The sequence below is a fragment of the Erwinia amylovora genome (genome assembly GCF_017161565.1).
Lineage (GTDB): Bacteria > Pseudomonadota > Gammaproteobacteria > Enterobacterales > Enterobacteriaceae > Erwinia > Erwinia amylovora.
Genome location: NZ_CP066796.1, coordinates 3,760,621 through 3,779,993, shown reverse-complemented (window position 1 = coordinate 3,779,993; position 19,373 = coordinate 3,760,621). Strand labels below are relative to the sequence as shown.

The 19,373-nt window shown below is 52.1% G+C and carries 10 protein-coding genes; 1 reads left to right on the top strand and 9 read right to left on the bottom strand.

The features are described from left to right. Positions 1-3 precede the first annotated feature (3 nt). The 8 genes from atpI to ravA all read right to left on the bottom strand — a co-directional run bounded on the left by atpI (position 4) and on the right by ravA (position 10,534). Positions 4-384 (bottom strand): F0F1 ATP synthase subunit I, encoded by a 381-nt coding sequence (gene atpI, locus JGC47_RS17150; RefSeq protein ID WP_004161259.1) that lies wholly within the window; start codon positions 382-384, stop codon positions 4-6. A gap of 744 nt (positions 385-1,128) precedes the next feature. After that, a complete protein-coding gene (gene rsmG / locus JGC47_RS17145; protein WP_004161260.1) occupies positions 1,129-1,755 on the bottom strand; it encodes a 16S rRNA (guanine(527)-N(7))-methyltransferase RsmG in 627 nt (208 codons plus the stop codon). Beyond that, on the bottom strand, positions 1,752-3,641 hold the full coding sequence (mnmG, locus tag JGC47_RS17140) for a tRNA uridine-5-carboxymethylaminomethyl(34) synthesis enzyme MnmG (RefSeq protein ID WP_004161261.1): 1,890 nt from the start codon (positions 3,639-3,641) through the stop codon (positions 1,752-1,754). Before mnmG ends, rsmG begins: the two co-directional genes overlap by 4 nt. A 464-nt stretch (positions 3,642-4,105) precedes the next feature. After that, positions 4,106-4,546 carry an FMN-binding protein MioC gene (gene mioC / locus JGC47_RS17135; RefSeq protein WP_013034821.1) on the bottom strand — a complete coding sequence of 147 codons (441 nt, stop codon included), beginning with the start codon at positions 4,544-4,546 and terminating at the stop codon, positions 4,106-4,108. A 235-nt stretch (positions 4,547-4,781) separates the two neighbouring features. Beyond that, positions 4,782-5,243, bottom strand: a complete 462-nt coding sequence (gene asnC, locus JGC47_RS17130; protein ID WP_004154708.1) for a transcriptional regulator AsnC — start codon at positions 5,241-5,243, stop codon at positions 4,782-4,784. A gap of 117 nt (positions 5,244-5,360) precedes the next feature. Continuing rightward, a complete protein-coding gene (ovoA, locus tag JGC47_RS17125; RefSeq protein ID WP_004165056.1) occupies positions 5,361-7,520 on the bottom strand; it encodes a 5-histidylcysteine sulfoxide synthase in 2,160 nt (719 codons plus the stop codon). Positions 7,521-7,583: 63 nt separating this feature from the next. Beyond that, on the bottom strand, positions 7,584-9,044 hold the full coding sequence (viaA, locus tag JGC47_RS17120; RefSeq protein ID WP_004154711.1) for an ATPase RavA stimulator ViaA: 1,461 nt from the start codon (positions 9,042-9,044) through the stop codon (positions 7,584-7,586). Beyond that, the gene (ravA, locus tag JGC47_RS17115) at positions 9,041-10,534 is read right to left on the bottom strand and encodes an ATPase RavA (protein WP_004154713.1); all 1,494 of its coding nucleotides are present in this window, start codon (positions 10,532-10,534) and stop codon (positions 9,041-9,043) included. Before ravA ends, viaA begins: the two co-directional genes overlap by 4 nt. 257 nt (positions 10,535-10,791) lie before the next feature. Between ravA and kup the strand changes: the two genes are divergently transcribed. Next, positions 10,792-12,660, top strand: a complete 1,869-nt coding sequence (gene kup / locus JGC47_RS17110) for a low affinity potassium transporter Kup (RefSeq protein ID WP_004154714.1) — start codon at positions 10,792-10,794, stop codon at positions 12,658-12,660. Between the two features lie 104 nt (positions 12,661-12,764). Here the strand turns inward: kup and JGC47_RS17105 are convergent, their stop codons facing one another. Then, on the bottom strand, positions 12,765-19,019 hold the full coding sequence (locus JGC47_RS17105) for a hypothetical protein (RefSeq protein ID WP_004154715.1): 6,255 nt from the start codon (positions 19,017-19,019) through the stop codon (positions 12,765-12,767). Positions 19,020-19,373 lie beyond the last annotated feature (354 nt).

The following is a 19,373-nucleotide window of genomic DNA, read 5'->3' as shown; positions in this document are numbered from 1 at the left end:
CTCTTACCCTTTGTTGTTAATTACAGCCGGCGCGACGATTTGCACCATCAGCACCGATAACCAGGCCAGTCCCAGCGGCGTAAATACCGCTTTAAATACCCCCAGCGCCACGATAAGAACGAGAACAGTAACCATCACCTTTAGCGCTTCACCTAACGCAAAAGTCCAGGCGAGCCGCCCCGTTACTTCATGCCCCGCCTGGTGACGCCAGGCAAAAATCATAAACAACACGTTTGGCAGCCAGGCTGCCAGCCCACCGGCAAAGGCGGATACGCCCCAGGTCAAATCCTTAAAGGAAAACAGTACACCGATTACGACGAAGGTCACCAGCTGTAACAACAGCACGGTCCGGGCAAATTTCACTTTACAGAGGGACACTGACATGACGTTGAAACTCTCCTGCCCGGCTTAGGGTGTGCCGCGTGTCGCATTAATTTGCCTTAGCTCATTTGAGTAAGGTGGCAAAAACCGTGCAAATTATACGGTGCGCACCTGTGATTTCAATCGATAAGTCGTGAAAAGGTGAACAATTATTTTATTTTCTTTCTGACGGCCTGTTTTCCAAAAGGCCGAACAACGGCAACGGGTGGTTTTTTTTCTGCAATTCGAGACATTCCTTGCACATAAAGCGTGTCCACGATCACAAATTAGTAATATCACACTGCGATAATAAGCCACGCAATAACTAAACTTTAATAGTGTATTCGCTAAAAAACATTAACAATCATGAGCATAATGACTGTTTCTCTGAAAATGCTTTGTTCCTTTAAAAAAAAGCTTCTGTTGACTTTCGTAGCAAATATTTAACACAGGAAAGTAATGACTCACGCCAGGTTAATTACCCATATTTTATTTTCATAAGTGATTATAAGCTGGTGAACATGCCTGAGAAAAATGAACAGGCTGCTAACAGGATGTAAAAATCTGGTTAAATGTAACAGAGCTGTTCAGATAATTTCTGCCGGATAGCAGAATTTGAGAGTCATTTCACAGCCAGATGATTTTTGTGGATAGCCCCATCAACCTTAAGGTATTCGCGTTTAATGGCCAGAATCAGCAGAAAAGGGGCTTAACCAGGCGCCGCAAGTACTGCATAAACAGCAGACTGACGGGCCTTTATCTGTGGTTCTACGATCGGTTAGTGGGGACAATTATCACCAGATGCCGCTCACCTTCCAGCTGCGGGACGGTTAACGGACTGATTTTTTCTACCCTGAAACCTGCGGGCAATGCCGCGATTTCATCCTCGGGCAGTACGCCTTTTAAGGCGTAAAATCTCCCCTGTTGGGCCGGTAAATGGCGGCACCAGCTGACCATATCAGTCAGTGAAGCAAATGCCCGGCTAATCACGCCATCAAATCCCGGTTCGCCCGCAAAGTCTTCTACCCTGCTCTGCACCGGCATGATGTTTGCAAGCTGAAGCTCGTGCTGTACCTGTTTCAGGAAGCGTATGCGCTTACCCAGGCTATCCAGCAGGGTGAAGTGCGCCTGCGGGCGGACGATCGCCAAAGGCACCCCCGGCAGCCCGGGACCGGTGCCGACGTCGATAAAGCGATCGCCGACCAGATGCGGTTCCACCACGATGCTGTCGAGAATATGACGTACCAGCATCTGCTGTGGATCGCGCACCGAAGTCAGGTTGTAGGCTTTATTCCACTTGTGCAGCATCTCAACATAGCCGATCAGCTGATGTTTCTGACCGTCGGACAGGGAGATGCCTGCCGTTTTAAGTAACGCCGAAAGTTGATTAATCATGCACTTTTACGCAACAGGCCCTGTTTTTTGAGATAAATAAGCAGAATGGAGATCGCCGCCGGCGTAATGCCAGAAATACGCGATGCCTGACCAATTGAACCCGGTTTGTGATCGTTCAGTTTCGCGATCGCTTCATTGGACAGTCCGCTGACCTGCTGATAATCCAGATCGACGGGTAGCACCGTATTTTCATTGCGTAGCTGTCTGTCGATCTCTTCCTGCTGACGGGCGATATAGCCTTCATATTTGACCTGGATTTCAACCTGTTCCGCCGCTTGCGCATCGGCTAAAGCCGGAGCGAAGTGCTTCAGGGTCATCAGCTGCTGATAGGTCATTTCCGGGCGGCGCAGCAGGTCTTCGCCGCTGGCCTCTTTGGTCAGTGCAGCGCTGATCACACTGTTGACCTCAGCCACGCATTCCGATTTGGGATGTACCCAGATATCACGCAGACGCTGGCGTTCCAGTTCAATGCTTTCCAGCTTCTCATTGAAGCGCGCCCAGCGGGCATCATCGACCAGGCCCAGCTCCCGGCCAGCTTCGGTTAAGCGCAGATCGGCGTTATCTTCACGTAGCATTAAACGATATTCGGCACGCGAGGTGAACATGCGGTATGGCTCTTTGGTGCCAAGGGTACAGAGATCGTCCACCAGCACCCCGAGATAAGCCTGATCGCGCCGTGGCGCCCAGCTCTCTTTGTCCGCAGAGAGACGGCCCGCATTCAGGCCGGCAAGCAGTCCCTGCGCGGCGGCTTCTTCGTAGCCAGTGGTGCCGTTGATCTGTCCGGCAAAGAACAGGCCCTGAATATATTTGCTTTCCAGCGTCGGTTTGAGATCGCGCGGATCGAAGAAATCGTATTCGATGGCGTAGCCGGGGCGGACGATTTTCGCGTTTTCCATGCCGTGCATGGAGCGGACAATTTGCATTTGCACATCGAACGGCAGGCTGGTAGAGATGCCATTAGGATAGATTTCGTTGCTGGTCAGCCCTTCTGGTTCCAGGAAGATCTGGTGCGCATTACGATCGGCAAAGCGCATCACCTTGTCTTCGATGGACGGGCAGTAACGTGGGCCGATGCCTTCAATCACTCCTGCATACATCGGACTGCGGTCGAGATTATTGCGGATCACCTGATGGGTTTTCTCATTGGTGTAGGTGATATAGCAAGGCACCTGCCGGGGATGCTGGCTGACGTCCCCCATGAATGAGAAGACCGGTAGCGGGGTATCGCCATGTTGTGGAGCCAGCACGCTGAAATCGACAGTGCGGGCATCGATACGCGGAGGCGTTCCGGTTTTCAGGCGACCGACGCGTAGCGGCAGTTCACGCAGACGGCGTGACAGCGGGATAGAGGGGGGATCGCCAGCACGACCGCCGCTGTAGTTGTCCATGCCAATATGAATTTTGCCATCAAGAAAAGTGCCGACGGTCAACACCACGGCTTTGGCACGAAACTTCAGCCCCATTTGAGTCACTGCACCAACGACACGATCGTTTTCAACCAGCAGATCTTCAACGGCCTGCTGGAAGATCATCAGGTTGGGTTGATTCTCCAACGCGGTGCGTACCGCCTGACGATATAATACGCGATCGGCCTGAGCACGAGTGGCGCGAACGGCAGGCCCTTTGCTGGCGTTTAGTATCCTGAACTGGATACCCGCCTGGTCAATTGCGTGGCCCATCAGGCCGCCCAGCGCATCCACTTCTTTAACCAGATGTCCTTTCCCGATACCGCCAATCGCCGGGTTGCAGGACATCTGTCCCAGCGTATCGATATTATGGGTTAACAGCAGGGTTTGTTGACCCATACGAGCAGCGGCCATGGCGGCTTCTGTCCCCGCATGACCACCACCGATAACGATGACGTCAAAAGGATCTGGATAAAACATGGTACTGCACCTCGCGGCTTGTGCGAATTAAGGGACGTTGCTGAGGGCGTGGATTCTACTCAACTTTAGACGATGGGGAAAGCATCGGGATCGTCGTGTATTAAAAAGAAGATCTTTTTTATTTAGAGATCTCTTTATTAGATCTTCTATTAGGATCGACGATCTCTGTGGATAACCCTTTTTTACTGATAACGATCAACTTATTAGAGACGATCGTTAGCTGTTAACGACCGGTGATCCCGATCCGTATAAGCTGGGATCTAAATGGCATGTTATGCACAGGCTCCGCCAGGATGCCAAGTTGTTATTGGCATAACAACCGGTTTTCACCCGGTAATTAGCTATGTTATCCACAGAAATAAGTGTGAGAAAGCCTCAAAAAAGAGCGATATTTACAAAAGGGGGCGTGGGCAACGCAGGTTCAAAGGATCGAAAAGGCGATCGCTGCCCGATCGCCTCCCTGTTCAGATCAATGTCTTCCAGGTTTCCAGCCATTCGCCGGCGGGATCTTCCGGGATTTCATGTTCAAGTACGTCAATTTCCAGACGCTCGCCGATACGCTGCGCACCCAGAGAGGTCAGCAGCTGGTCAAATTGTCTGACGGCGCCGCAGAACAGATCGTATTCGCGGTTACCGAGGCCAACAGCGCCGTAGCGCAACTGACTCAGGTCGGGCTGCTGTTCCTTAATCGCATCGAACAGCGGCTGAATGTTGTCGGGTAATTCACCGGCCCCGTGGGTGGAGGTCACGATAATCCAGATCCCTTCCAGCTTCAGTTCTGCCAGCTCCGGCCCGTGGAGCGTGGTGGTGTTGTGACCGGCTTCAGAAAGCTGCTCATCCAGATGATCGGCCACGTATTCCGAGCTGCCCAGCGTACTGCCACTGATTAAAGTAATGTCGGCCATAATCTGATCCCAGTGTGATAATGGCGGGCATTGTACGCTGTGATCAGGCTGGGATCTACCTGTGGGTAAGTAGGGATATTTCTTAATTTCATTGGCTTTGCTGGCCATCGTGATCATAGCCATGTTTATCGCCAGGCTGTCTGTAAACGGATTAAGCAGAACCTGGCGCAGTCGCAACGCGGTGCCCGACTTACAGAAACGGGAGGGGTTGGCTGTGGATAATTTCATGCACCGATCATGGGATAATCGTACGCATGATCGGGTTTTGCAACGAGATCAGGGTTTCAGTTGACTGGATCTCATCGATGGTCTGGATCTTGTTAATCAGTACCTGTTGCAGGGCGTCGATCGAACGGCACATCACTTTAATAAAGATGCTGTAATGTCCGGTGGTGTACCAGGCTTCCACCACTTCTTCAAGCTGCTCCAGTTTCGCCACCGCAGCAGGATAGTCCCTGGCACTCTTCAGGATGATGCCGATAAAGCAGCACACGTCGTAGCCAAGCTGTTTTGGGTCTATTTCGACCCTCGTTCCCTTGATGATGCCCGCCTGCTTCATCTTTTCCACGCGGACGTGGATGGTGCCCGGACTGACGTTGAACTGCTTGGCCAGCTCGGCATAGGCGGTACGGGCATTATCCATCAGGGCAACGAGAATGCCGCGATCGAGGCTGTCTGGCTGCATATTTTCTGCCATAGTGGCTCCGCGATTAGTGAATATTCAGTTGTGGTGCGATTAATGTGCGGGATTGTGAAGGGAATGGCAATCTGATTGCGGGAATGATAGCGGGCATGGTGATATGCCCGCTACAGGTCAGCGTTTACGCCACAGGGTTAGCTGGGCAACGCTGTGCTGGAATTTACGCGCCGTTTCGCGGATGACAAACGGCACGTCCTGAGGTGGGGCGATCTCCTCAAAGTCGGCGGCCAGCAGGCGTTGCAGTGCCTGATAAGTCGATAGCGCCTCGCCATTTTCTCTCATGCCGCCCAGCCAGCTCTCCTTCGGCGTGAACGCTTCAAGCCAGGTATAAGGAGAAGAAAGCATCAGCACGCCGCCGGGGCGGATGGTTGGCGTAATATCCGTCAGGAAGCGCTTCGGCTGGCGCAGGCGGTCAATCAGGTTAGCGGCCAGTACCAGATCCCAGGCTTCCGCCTGGGGTTTCAGGTTGCAGGCATCCCCCTGTACAAACCGGATGCGGCTGGCCTGTTCCGGGCCGAGATCGTAGTCCTGCAAGCGCAGCTGATGGTATTCAATCAGATCGCCCTCTTCCTGAGTCACATAGCGGAAGCCTTCGCCACGGGAGAGTTGCAGGGCGACATCGATAAAGCGCGCCGAGTAGTCCATTCCGACCACCTGCTTAAAATGACGCGCCAGTTCAAAGCTGGCACGGCCGGTAGCACAGCCGATATCCAGCGCCCGCAAATGTTGCTGGCTGATATCACCGGCGATCTGCGCCAGCGTTTTGGCATAATTTCCCACGCCAAAGTATTCAGCGCCGTACTGGAAGTCGAGATACTGTGACACCATGCTGTCCGTTTCATACGGATTGGCGTGCAGGCTTCCCTGATGCTGCGAGACCACATAGCGGAATCCCGCATGCTGGAAGAAGTGGCGTCGGAAGGCATAGCGTGCCGATTTCAAGGCTTCATTGCCGGTTGATATCCAGCTGCCGCCCTTAATCAGGGTATGTTTACCGTCAAAAGTCGGGGTGGAGAAGTCGTCATATAACGGGTGGACGCGGAAGCCGGGAAACCCACTGATTGGCGTGGTGGTCCACTGCCAGACATTGCCAACCAGATCGTAAAACTCCCCGTGGGCAAAGCGATCTACCGGGCAGGAAGAGGCCCAGCGGGCCAGATTAATATTGCCCGGCGCTTCACTCCAGTCCGGTTGGTCGCCCGCCACCTGTTCACGCAGCCGCATCCATTCACTTTCCGCCGGAAGCTGTACCGCAAGGCCCGTCTCCTCCGCTTTCCAGCGGCAGAATGCGGCCGCCTCCAGCTGATTGACTTCAGCCGGCCAGTCCCACGGCATCGGCACTTCTTCCGCCAGCAGGCGCAGCCTTAATGCTTCCGGCTGCTGTGATGAACCGGCCCAGAAGGTTGGCATATGCGCCCCGGCGAACTCGCGCCAGCCCCAGCCTTCATCATCCCACCAGCGCCGGGTCTGATAGCCCCCGGCGGCAACGAAAGCAAAAAACTCGGCGTTACTGACCAGCATGCGGCTGGCCTGAAATGGCTTCACCTCGGTCACCTGGCTGCCGTACTCATTGTCCCAGCCGTAGGTATCATCGGTTTTGCCCAGGGTTATGCGGCCAGCGCTTACGGAGACAAGGCTGTTGTGCGGCACGGCCTGACGGTCGTGGCGGGCTTCAGGACAGGCAGGCCAGTGAGGTTGGGCTTTAACCCATGCCAACGGCAGCTGGCGGATCAGCACGCTGGAGGTTTCCAGATGAATACGTTCGTGCTCAATCCCCATCAGAATGACCCAAGCCGGGCTGTTCCAGTCGATCGGCAGCGTTAACGGCATCTGCTGAATGAACTGCTCGATAAGATGACGAACCTTCCCGCGATAGTCGCGCAGTTCTGCCAGCGACGGCCAGCTGTAGTGGCTGTTATCGAGATCGTCCCAGCTCATTTCATCGACGCCGATCGCCATCGTCGCTTCGATCCGGTCATCAATGCGCGCATCGATAAGGCCGCCCGCCATCAATTTATTGATGAAGAAGGTAGCGGTATGACCATAATAGAAGATCGGTGGATGACGCAGCGAAATCGCCTTGTTATACCAGGCGCGTTCGTCGCTGAGGCAGTCGAACAGGCTTTCGTACAGTTCCCAGGTTTGACGAAAATAGCGCAGTAGCTGCAATCGTTTTTGTTGTGGATCGCTACCGCTAAGCTTCAGCGTGCGGGTGGGCGCAGGTAATCCCGTCTGGTGGTGTTGTGCGGTCACATGATGCTCCCATCTTGCCATTGGCTAACGCGTTCATATCACTATAGCAAATAAGGTTTGTGGCACGGTGACAAAGAGCGGTGTTCAGCGTTTCCAGCGGCGTAGCAGTCGGCTTTTCAGCCCGGTATCGAAGCGCCAGATATGGTCAAAGATGCGCATAATGGCGGGTTTTCCATGATCGGACATGGCAACGGCGTGGAAGCGCTGCTGTTGCTGTTGCTGATGAATGCGTACGCGGGTTACCAACGCATCCGGCAGGCGTTGGGCGATAAAATCGGAGAGAACCACCACGTCGGCATCCTGCCACTGCGGGTCAGACAGCTTCTCTGATACCGCCTCAAGGCAGGCGGCGAGATCGGTTCCGCCACGAAAACGCTGGCTGAGAAAGCGAATAGCCTGACTGATGCCGTCGCCAGCGGTCAGCTCATAGCCGATCGCCTGATGAGCAAACAGCATAACGTAGCAGCGGCGATTATCCGCCAGCGCGACTTTCAGCAGGGCAAGACAAAAAGCTTTGGCGCAGCGTTCGTTAAACCCGCCCATCGAACCGGAGGTATCAACGCAGACGATAAACGGGCCGCGCTGTTGCGGGTCACGATGCTGGTGGACAACGGGGCGCTGCGTGATGTGGTCATGCCAGCTTTCCCCTTGCAGACGATAGGTCAGCAGGCGTTTCTCCACCAGCCGCCGGTAGAATTCAATCTCCAGCTCGCTGATGCCGAGCGTTGCCAGCTCCGGCGGCAGCAGGCGCAGGATATCATCGCTTTGGTGCAGGCCGCTGACCTCTTCCGGCACGTTTGCCGGTTCACGCACCCGCTGGTGACAGGTTTGCGCTGGCGTATCATCTGACGGCACCGCCTTCGCTTCGCGGCTGCGTCCCAGCTGTTGGGCCAGCTTCAGCAGCTCCGGCTGGCTGGCCAGGAACTCGCCGTACTGCACGATTAGCTGATAATCGCCTTGCTGTAACGCGCCGCGCGACAGATCCCACAGTCTGCCCGCCGCGCCTTCGCCGTCATCCGCCAGCACCGGAGCAAGCTGGCCGCTTACTGCCAGCCGCTGTTGCAGCTCTGCCAGCAGTCTTTCCCGCTGCTGATCGAGCAGCTGCTGGTTAAGCGTCAGGGTCTGCAACGTCAGGCTCAGACGCCAGCGCTGTAAAAACAGGATTTGCTGCGCACTATTAAGCTGGCGGGTATCGATGTTGGCGACCAGCGCTCGCGCTTTCTCGTTAAACGTTGACCGTTGTTGCTCAAGCCAAACCAGCAGTTCGGCTAACCTGGCGTTAAAATCGCGCAGGCTCAACGTCTGGAACTGCTGAAATCGCTGAAACTCCGCTGCCAGCTGCGGCGGAATGGCGGTGGACTTTAATTGTTGCAGGATGTCTGCCTTGCGCCGTGGCAGGTCGCGCGTCAGAGCGGTTTTGAGGGAGGGAAATTTCTCAAAGAAAATGGCCAGCTGTGGCGAGGCCAGCAGGGTAATAACCAGCTCTTCCACCAGGTCGTTCTCATTTATTGACAGAAAAAGACTTAGCGTATCAAGTGAAATCACTGTCGTGCCTGCTTCAGCTGTTCAGCGACCTGCTGCAGGCTTTCTTCCACTTTTGCCAGCCAGTCATCGCTGATAAACAGACAGCGATGGTGCTGGCTGAACAGGGTGCGCTGTGCGCACAGCTGGGTATCCAGTTCAGCCAGCGCCAGTGAGATCTCGTCGGGCAGCCCCTGCTGCGCTTTGCCGGGCAACATCAGACGCGAAGCCTGCAGGCTGACGTCACGCAGCGTCAGGCAGTCACTGTCGTCGACGTGCAGGTCAAGAATTTGTGCAAAACCTATGCCGTTGAGCTTGCCGCGTACCTCACCGCCTTTTTGCAGCCAGCGGTCCAGCGCCTCGCGGGGCAGGGTGATATGCGTTACCCGCATATCATGCAAGGTTAGCGGTTTTTGCAACATCAGCGTGAGTGACCCGGCGGTGAGCGCGGTGGGCAAATCGTAGTGTGGCTTGCGGCTAAACATGCCGCCGTGTTTCTCCAGGCGAATGGCCTGTTCGCGACTTTGCTGCTGCTGCAATGCCAGGCGGCGCGTATTGATTTGTTGCAGTTGGAACAGCATGGGCTGCTGTTGCCAGGCATGCTGGGTAATCAGGCTATCCAGCTCATGCTCAAGCAGCGTCATTGAACCTGTGTTATGCCACAGGCAGTCTTTCAGCAGGATCAGGTCGATAGGGGCAATCGCAATACGGCCGCTGTAGAAGGCGCTTGCCTGTAACAGATGAATGGCCTTTTTCCAGCGTCGATCGGAGATATATGGGGCTTCCGGCTGGCCTTCCAGCCGTTCGCGCAGCATGAAGATAAGCTCGAAAACATCGTCCGGCAGGCTGACCTTACTGATACCCAGCTGCCACTGCTGATACTCCTCGTCGCTGATGCACAGCGATTCAGCCACCGGATTTTGATTTTCATCCTGCTGGTGGGTGAGCAAACTGCGGAAATTCTGCTTTTCATGCACGTTGTCCAGCCACAGGCGGATTAACATGCGGTCATACAGCGCTTCCAGCCCGCTGTCGGCCTCCGGCAGTTCGTTTGAAGCGGTCACCAGCAGGCGCATCGGAATTGTCTTTTCGCTGTCACCGTTACGAAAACGCCGCTCGTTAATCGCGGTTAGCAGCGTGTTCAGAATGGCCGGCCCGGCCTTCCAGATTTCATCAAGGAAGACGATTTCTGCATCGGGCAGATAGCCTTTCGTCAGGCGCTGGTAGCGGCCTTCGTCTTTCAGCGCCTGAATGGAAAGGGGGCCAAATACCTCTTCCGGGGTGGAAAAGCGCGTCATCAGATATTCAAAGGCGCGGGCATGTTGGAAAGCAAACTTCAGCCGTCGGGCGATCAGGCTTTTAGCGATACCCGGCGGGCCAAGTAAAAACACACTTTCACCGCACAGCGCGGCCAGCAGGCAAAGGCGGATCGCATGATGGCGCTCGTAAAGTCCTTTTTCCAACGCATTGCTCAGGCGGGAGATGCGTTCTGCCAGTAATTGAGATGGGGCCATAATCAACGTTCATCCTTTTCTACGGTCAGGCCAGCATCGTTGGCTGGCGAGCGCAAACACGACTGGCTATGATGCTTGAAAGAGTTGATAGTAGTCAGCTTTTTTATTATCAAAGGGTGACACGACCACTAACGGCGTCATTTTTCAGGTAATTAACGGTGGGTATTGATGATGGATCGTGCATACTGTGCGCGTTTTGACGGACTGCTGAACCGTGCGCAATCCCGCGTAAGTCCACCGCAACAAAAGACAAATCTATGAGTTCTGAGAAGAAGCAATCCCTGGGAGCCGTCATGCTGGCTGCCATTGGCGTGGTATATGGTGATATTGGCACCAGCCCGCTTTACACTCTGCGCGAATGTCTTTCCGGGCAGTTTGGTTTTGGTGTAGAGCACGATGCCGTATTTGGCTTTTTATCGCTGATTTTCTGGCTGCTGATCCTCACCGTCTCGTTAAAGTATATCAGTTACGTGATGCGCGCCGACAATGCCGGTGAAGGCGGGATCCTGACGCTGATGTCACTGGCGGGGCGATATACCGGATCGCGTTCGACGGCAATTCTGGTGATCATGGGCCTGATTGGCGGCAGTTTCTTCTATGGTGAGGTGGTGATCACCCCGGCGGTATCGGTGCTCTCGGCGATGGAAGGGCTGGAAGTGATTGCCCCTTCGCTCGATCGCTATATTGTGCCGATGGCTATCGCGGTACTGACCCTGCTGTTTGTCATTCAGAAACACGGTACCGGCATGGTTGGCAAGCTGTTTGCCCCGGTGATGCTGCTGTGGTTTATTGTGTTGGCGGCGCTTGGCGCGCGCGGTATTGCTGATAATCCTCAGGTTTTACACGCCCTGAATCCTTACTGGGCGGTGCACTTTTTCATGGAATATAAAACCGTCTCTTTCTTTGCGCTGGGCGCCGTGGTACTGGCGATTACCGGCGTTGAAGCGCTGTATGCCGATATGGGCCACTTCGGCAAGTTTCCTATCCGCCTGGCGTGGTTTGTTGTGGTACTGCCTTCGCTGGTGCTGAACTATTTTGGCCAGGGGGCGCTGCTGCTGAAACACCCGGAAGCGATAAAAAATCCCTTTTTCCTGTTGGCTCCGGATTGGGCGCTAATCCCGATGCTGATCCTGGCTGCGCTGGCCACGGTGATTGCCTCACAGGCGGTGATTTCCGGCGTCTTCTCCCTCACCCGTCAGGCGGTGCGCCTGGGTTATCTGCCGCCGATGCGCATCGTTTACACCTCGGAACAGGAATCAGGACAAATTTATATCCCGGTGATCAACTGGCTGCTGTTTATCGCGGTGGTGCTGGTGATCCTTGGCTTTGAACACTCCAGCAATCTGGCGGCCGCTTACGGCATCGCCGTGACCGGGACTATGGTATTAACGGCCATTCTGTGCAGCACGGTGGCGATTCAGAACTGGCACTGGAATCGCTATCTGGTAATGGTGTTATTGGTCGGTATGCTGTGCATCGATATCTCGCTGTTGTCGGCCAACGTGGTGAAACTGTTCTCCGGCGGCTGGCTGCCGCTGACGTTAGCACTGGTCATGTTTATCGTCATGACCACCTGGAAAAGCGAGCGTTTCCGCCTGCTGCGCCGTATACATGAACACGGAAATTCTCTGGAAGCGATGATCGCGTCACTGGAGAAATCGCCGCCGGTGCGCGTGCCGGGCACCGCCGTCTATATGTCGCGCGCCCTCAACGTCATCCCCTTTGCTATGTTGCACAACCTCAAACATAACAAGGTGTTGCACGAGCGCGTGGTGCTGCTGACGCTGCGCACGGAAGATGCCCCCTATGTGCATAATGTGAAACGCGTGACTATTGAGCAGCTGTCGCCCACCTTCTGGCGCGTGGTGGCGAGCTACGGCTGGCGTGAAACGCCGAATGTGGAAGAAATCTTCCACCGCTGTGGTCTGGAAGGTTTGAGTTGCCGCATGACGGAAACCTCGTTCTTTATGTCGCACGAATCGCTGATCCTTGGCAAGCGGCCGTGGTATCTGCGACTGCGCGGCAAGCTGTTCCTGATGCTGCAAAAGAACGCTCTGCGCGCGCCCGATCAGTTTGAAATCCCGCCTAATCGGGTGATTGAATTGGGAACACAGATAGAGATTTAAGCGGCGGTGAGGGGGGCAATTGCGTCTATATCAAACCGGATTTTCTCTTGTCGGGCTGAGGTTATTGCCCCCTGGTCCGCGATCAGCGTCGCTTTAGTTCACCATCAATTAGTCGCTTGCCAGTGGGCATTTGACTCGCCTTGCGGTGGAAAATACCATTTATGGGTTGACGGGTTACCTTCGGTTTGCAGGATGTGGTGCCCATATCCGGCTTTATAATATACTGAACCCACTTTTCCGTATTCCTCCCAGATTTTGGGATTAGCCTTTGTCCCCATGTTTAATCCGCCGTAAAGCCAGTTCCAGTTATCCATCTTGCCATCAGGAAAACGCCAGCCGTTAAGCGATGGTGTTCCTTCTTTTCTTAAAATGTAAAACAAACGATTATCGGAACAATAATACACCTCGCCGACTACGCCTGCTTCGTTTGGCTGTTTGGGGGCCGTGTAGGCACCCGCTTTAAAGGAGATGAATTTCCAGTGACGATTGGAATTACCACGTGCCGGGAAAGACCACTGATTGTCGGCCGGCCTGCCCGCCGTTTTGAGGATTAAAAAGCCATGCCCGGTCTGATAGTACACCGAGCCTGTTTTTCCGTACTCCTCCCACTCTTTAGGTGAGTGCAGGGTTCCGTTGTTTTTTCCGGCGTAGACCCAGTTAGCATCATCAGATTCATCTACCGGGAGATGCCAGCCACGGTTCGCCGGGTTACCCGATTTCCTCAGGATATAAAACGATCTATCTTCGTCAGAGTAATAGACTTCGTCCGCTATACCTTCATCGGTCAGGCGTTTTGGCGCGGTAAAGGAGCCTGCTTCCCAGGAGATAAATTTCCAGCGATAGTCGGACTGACCTTCAGGCGGGTAATACCATTTCTTATCTGAAGGCCTGCCTTCAGTTTGCAGGATCAAATAACCGTATTTAAAGGAATGATAAACCGATCCCGTCTTGCCATACTCATGCCATGCTTTAGGCGACTCCAGGGTTCCATGGTGTTCCCCGCTGTACAACCAGTTGGCGTTATCCGCTTTACCGGAAGGGAATTGCCAGCCGTTGTCCGCAGGAGTCCCTTCGCTTTTAAGTATATAAAGATACTGATTTTTGTCGTCATAATAGACCTCTCCAACCGTACCCTTAACATTATAGTTTTTAGGGTTTTTGAACGAACCCATGATCCAGGATATGACGTTCCAGTGCGAGTTAGACGTGCCATTTTGCGGGAATGACCAGAGTTGCTGTGAAGGTCTGCCTGAGGTTTTCAGGGTCAGATAGCCATATCCGGCGTGATAATATACCGATCCCACTTTTCCATATTCATTCCAGGCTTTAGGTGATTCCGGGGTGCCTCTGTTTTGCCCGGCGCAAATCCAGTTCTCGTTGTCTGCCCTACCGGGAGGGAAATCCCAACCGTTGCGCGAAGGATTACCCGCATTGCGCAAAAGATAAAACAGCTGGTGTTCGTCAGAATAATAAAGCTCGCCAGCCACACCTTCCGCCGTCGGCCTTTTAGGCGCGTTGAAAGTACCCGCCTCCCGTGAGATAAATTGCCATCGCTGGTTGGACGTACCTATAGGAGGGAAAAGCCATTTTTCGTCTGGCGGTCGGCCTTCGCTTTTCAGGGTAAAGTAGCCAAGTTGAGGATCGTAGTAAACCGAACCAGCTTTGCCATATTCACTCCACAGTTTAGGCGAGTCGAGGGTGCCCCTGTTTTTCCCGGCGTAGAACCAGTTCTTATTATCCATGTTAGCGGCAGGGAAGTGCCAGTTTTTAGTCAAAGGCATTTTATTGTTTTTTAAGATATAAAACGATGCGCTTTCGTCGCTAAAATAGACTTCTCCCGTCTTGCCTTGCACATTCTGTTTTTTTGGGGTGTCGAAGGTCCCCACATCCCAGGAGACGAATTTCCAGTGTCTGTTGGACTTACCACCATCCGGAAATTGCCAATGACTTGATGATGGCCGGCCTTCGGTGTTGAGGGCTAAATAGCCGTACCCCGGCTGGAGGTATAGCGACCCCGCTCTTCCGTACTCATCCCAGGTTTTAGGGGAGTCGAGGGTTCCTTTGTGTCTTCCGGCGTAGATCCAGTTCTCGTTATCCTGCTCATTGGAGGGAAAAAACCAGCCGTAAAGGGAGGGATTACCGTTAGCTTTCAGGATATAAAACGTTTGATTTTCATCAGAATAATAGACATCCCCAGCGCTGCCTGGATCGTTATGTGATTTGGGAGCGTTAAAGGAGCCTCGTTCCCAGGAGATCAGTTTCCAGCGCTGACTGGAATTACCTCCCTCAGGAAATGGCCAGTTATTGTCAGACGGCCGTCCTTCAGTTTTCAGGCTGAAATAGCCATAGCCGGGATGATAATATAACGAGCCGGGTTTTCCGTACTCGGTCCAGGCTTTAGGTAAGTCGGGTGTTCCGGGGTTTTCCCCGGCGTAGATCCAGTTCCCGTCATCCGTTTTACCGGCAGGGAAGGACCAGCCTTGTCGCGCTGGCTTGCCATCTTTTCTCAGGATGTAAAACGCCTGATTGTCGACCGAGTAATAAACTTCTCCAGAGGTGCCTTCAACCTCCGGCAGTTTGGGTGATTTGAAGGAACCGACCTCATAACATATGAACGACCAGAAGGCGTTGGAATTACCGGCGTTCGGGTAAACCCAGTAGTTTTCCGATGGACTGCCCTCAGTGACAAGGCTCATATATCCCCATCCGACCTGAAAATACACCGAACCTGCTTTTCCATATTCTTGCCATTGTTTCGGAGAATCCAGGGTTCCCAGATTTTTCCCGGCGTAGATCCAGTTCTCATCATCTTTTTTTTCAGTGGGGTAACGCCAGCCATGGTCGGTTGGGCTGCCCATTTTTTTCAATACATAGAATGATTCGTTTTCCTCAGAGTAATAGACGTTGCCCGCAGCGCCTTTATCATTCCAGGCCAGCGGCGTGGTAAACGTGCCGGCTTGCCTGGTGACAAATTCCCAACGCTGACCAGACTGACCTGCCGGTGGAAAATACCATTGATGATCTGAAGGTCTGCCATCCGTTTTGAGGATCAGATAGCCATAATTCACGTCATAATATATCGAGCCGGCTTTACCGTACTCATACCAGTGTTTGGGCTGTTCCATTGTTCCCGGGTGGCGACCTGCGTACAGCCAGTTCTCATTGTCGCTGGCATCATCTGGGTAATGCCAGAAATGGGTTGAGGGGTGTCCTTCTTTTCTGTATTCGAAGAATTTGTTTCCTTTCTTGTTAAGAAAAATATCGCCCTGAAAGCCAAATTCATTCCAACTTTTCGGCGAAAGGTACATGTTTTCGGTAGATATGCCGAGGTTATACGCGATATCCATTAATGCCGGTAGTGTAACAATTTTATTGAATCCTGTTTCACTCCTGCTCACTACCGCGGGCGAAGATTGCATTGCCAGAGAGTAATATTCTTCGTCAAGAGGTTTGCTCAGATAGGCATCCAGGTAATCGGTGGCTTCCGGGCTGATATATAACACCTCCATACAGAGTTCGAAGAATGCCAGGTCATCTTTCACAGAATATGACAATAACAGTTCGCGAATAATTGTGCTATAACTATCATGTTGACCATAGAATAATTCATTATTTTTAATAAAGGTATCGATATCCAATTTACCTAAAACTAATCTACCGATTTCGATTAAGAAAAGGTTAAAGTATCGGGAATTTCGTTTTGTTCTTGGCGGTGCAGGGGCAGAAGACTCTTTAACCGTATTTACCAGGTAGTGATATATTCCTCTGACTTTATTGATAAAATTGATGTTTCTGTCAGTGACTTCTGCAGAGACACTTTCAAGATCGCTTAAGGGGGTGGGGTCATAAATGACTCTGGCCTCAGGTTCTGCATCATAAGTTGTACGGTATTTGCCGCGCCAGGCTACGACCCGTTTTCCCATGCTGGCTGAAATTATCCTTCCGCTGGAAGGAAAGCCGGTAGCTCCGAAACAGGATTCAATTTCGATAGAATTGATCTTATCGAGATCGATGCCTTTAAACTTAGCAAGGCCTTTTATAATGCTGACAATCTCAGAAGGAGACTTATAGTTAATATTCCTCGGGCCGCCGTGCGCCCGGACGCGCAGAAATGCACCGAATGAATAAAATCTGGCGTCCTTTCCCAGTAAAGCCTGAATTCGGGTGTTTTTCAGATTGAAAGAGACAGACTTTGCCCACAGATTTCTTTCCTTTATTTGGTTTTTAAGATCGCTAGATTTATATATGGTGTGTTGTCCGCTTATTTTCAATGAAGGTTCGAAAAGTTCAGGGATGAAATATTCGTCATTGTTCAGGCGCAATGCAAATATTCCACCCTCGTAACTTCCTGTGGGCTGACGAGTCAGGAAAATGATTCCGCCTGGTGGGGTGTTTTCATCGATCTCCTCACTTTTTAACCACAACTTCTCTGCCGTGATATAACTACGTATGGGGCCTTTATTAAGAATGTCTTCACGCATGACTGTTACCAGTTCGGGAGGTATATCTCCCGTTCTGGATAACACAACGCCTATGGCATGAGCGCCGCCTGCGCTGTAATCGTCTTTTTCCAGCTGCAATACGGATTCTTTATAGCTTTTATCAAAGGGTAACTTGGTATCTTTTATGGATCCGGCGTAAACTTTGAATTTTTTCCCCTCGCTGCTGATGAGAACACCATCTTCAAAGTTTCCCAACTGTTCGGCCGTCAGGGTAATGCCATCATGTACAAACTCGGCAGCCAGAATTTCATTGTTGACTCCGCTAAATAACCCGTTGCCCATTGCCAGCATAGTGTGTTTTAGCGGCGAATTTTTCCCTGCATCCTCGATAAAAACAATGACCTGCCCTGTCTTTACTTTGAGTAATTGGTTCAATTCCGCAACATTGATTGTGTTTTCCATATTCTTCAGGCATGAAGATAAATCTGTGGCGCTACTGAGAAATAAATTCATGTTTTTCTCTTCCGCTAACCCCGATTTGGCAAGAATTCTGGTGACAAAGTCCACGGATGAAATCTCTTTATCAATTTTAATTAATTCATTTCTTGCATAGGTTAGCAGCCTTCGCCCTGCTTCAAATACAGATTCCCTGCCTGTTTTATCTGGGCTCATAACAATGGTTTTTCTTCCATTAACCCATGACTTATTATCACGAGAATAGGAGATATATTGTTTTTTTAGTAGCAAAGACTTTTGTTCTAAATTGTAAACGCTGACTCCGTCTGAATCCCTGTTCATTTTGAATTCTCCGCCGTTTACCTCAACAAATACCCCCCCATTTTTGATGTTCAGCTTATCAGGGATAATATCTTTAAGGGGGCCTTGATGTTCTTTACTGAGCAGCCTGACACTATGCAGGTCGAGCGATGCGGAAAGCATTTGGGATACGGATAAGAATTCACTGTTGATTTCAATAATCAGGTTGAAATCCATTGCTTTACCCTCCAGCCTGTCTGCAATGGATTCCAGGACAGGGGGGACAAGGTTTTGCAATATCGTCAGAGGAACAAAACCAGGAAATGAATGCAGTACGGTGCTGGAAATGGTGTCAATATAATGCATGATATTAAGGAGAAATGTTTTCTCCGACGTTTTCGGGCACCCTTTTTTAAGATATTCATAGTCGTAGACAATCTGCCACTCTTCTCCCGCCATTTTTATTGGGCTGTGTAATGTTTTGGCTATGTTGCGCAGAACGTCGGAGAAACTTAACGCTTCACGCTCTTTTTGACATGCAAAATCAAACAGCTTCTTTTGGCTCACCCCTGAACCAGGTAATACTGTACTGACCGGCTGTGGAAGAGCCAGATGTCGCCTGACATGCCTGGCAGCCTTTATTTCGCCATTAAACGGGGTGCTGAACAAATCTGCCGTTTCAGATGTATTAGCCATGGCAGTGGAAGCCGGGTTATACCTGCTGTGGCTATACTGCCGCCGCCACAGCCCGGCACCGGCCAGCATAATCGCAGCGCCCATGACGCAAGCCGTTTTACTCTTAAGTGATAAGGGCAGAATCTGCTGCTGGTTCATTTCGCCGCGGGCATCGCGCAGATCTTCCGCTTGCTGATAAAGCTTTTCACCTGCATAAATCACCGCTGACAGCTCAATGTCTTCGTTGTCGGCTTCATCAGCACTCCAACGCAGCGCCCTTTTCAGCGTATTCAGGAGCCGACGGCCCGCGATCGTGCGGGAGCTAACGCCGCCTTGTTTAAACAAATACCCATCACTTTTTTTGGCCGATTTGATTCGAGCGATCAGTGGTGACGTTTCGTTTTTGCTGCGCGAAGCTTCGGGGTTGAGGCTTGATGCGGAAAGTTGTGATACCTGTTCAGCATTTTCCCTTGTTATTGCGATCATAACTCCAGCTCCTTTGGTGTATAGCTACGATTAAAAACCTTATTTCAGTTAATAATATCGCTATTCTTTAAAATTAAGATGTTGGAAATATCAGGAAAGGTTCTTTGCGCTGCTTTGCAGCGGGTGTTGAATGTATCTGAACTACTGCATTGAGCCGTCCAGGCTCAGGTAAAGATCACTGGAAAGCTGGCGATCAAATGCGAGGAGCAGCCGGGGGCCAACGGCAGTGACAATCACAGTTTTCTCCTACATCCAGCCTGGCGCTGTGCGCTTTTAAACGGATGGCAGAGGATTAAACCGTCAAGGCTATCTATGGCAGGATGCTTGCAGCTTTGCCGGGCGGAATGCCCGGTA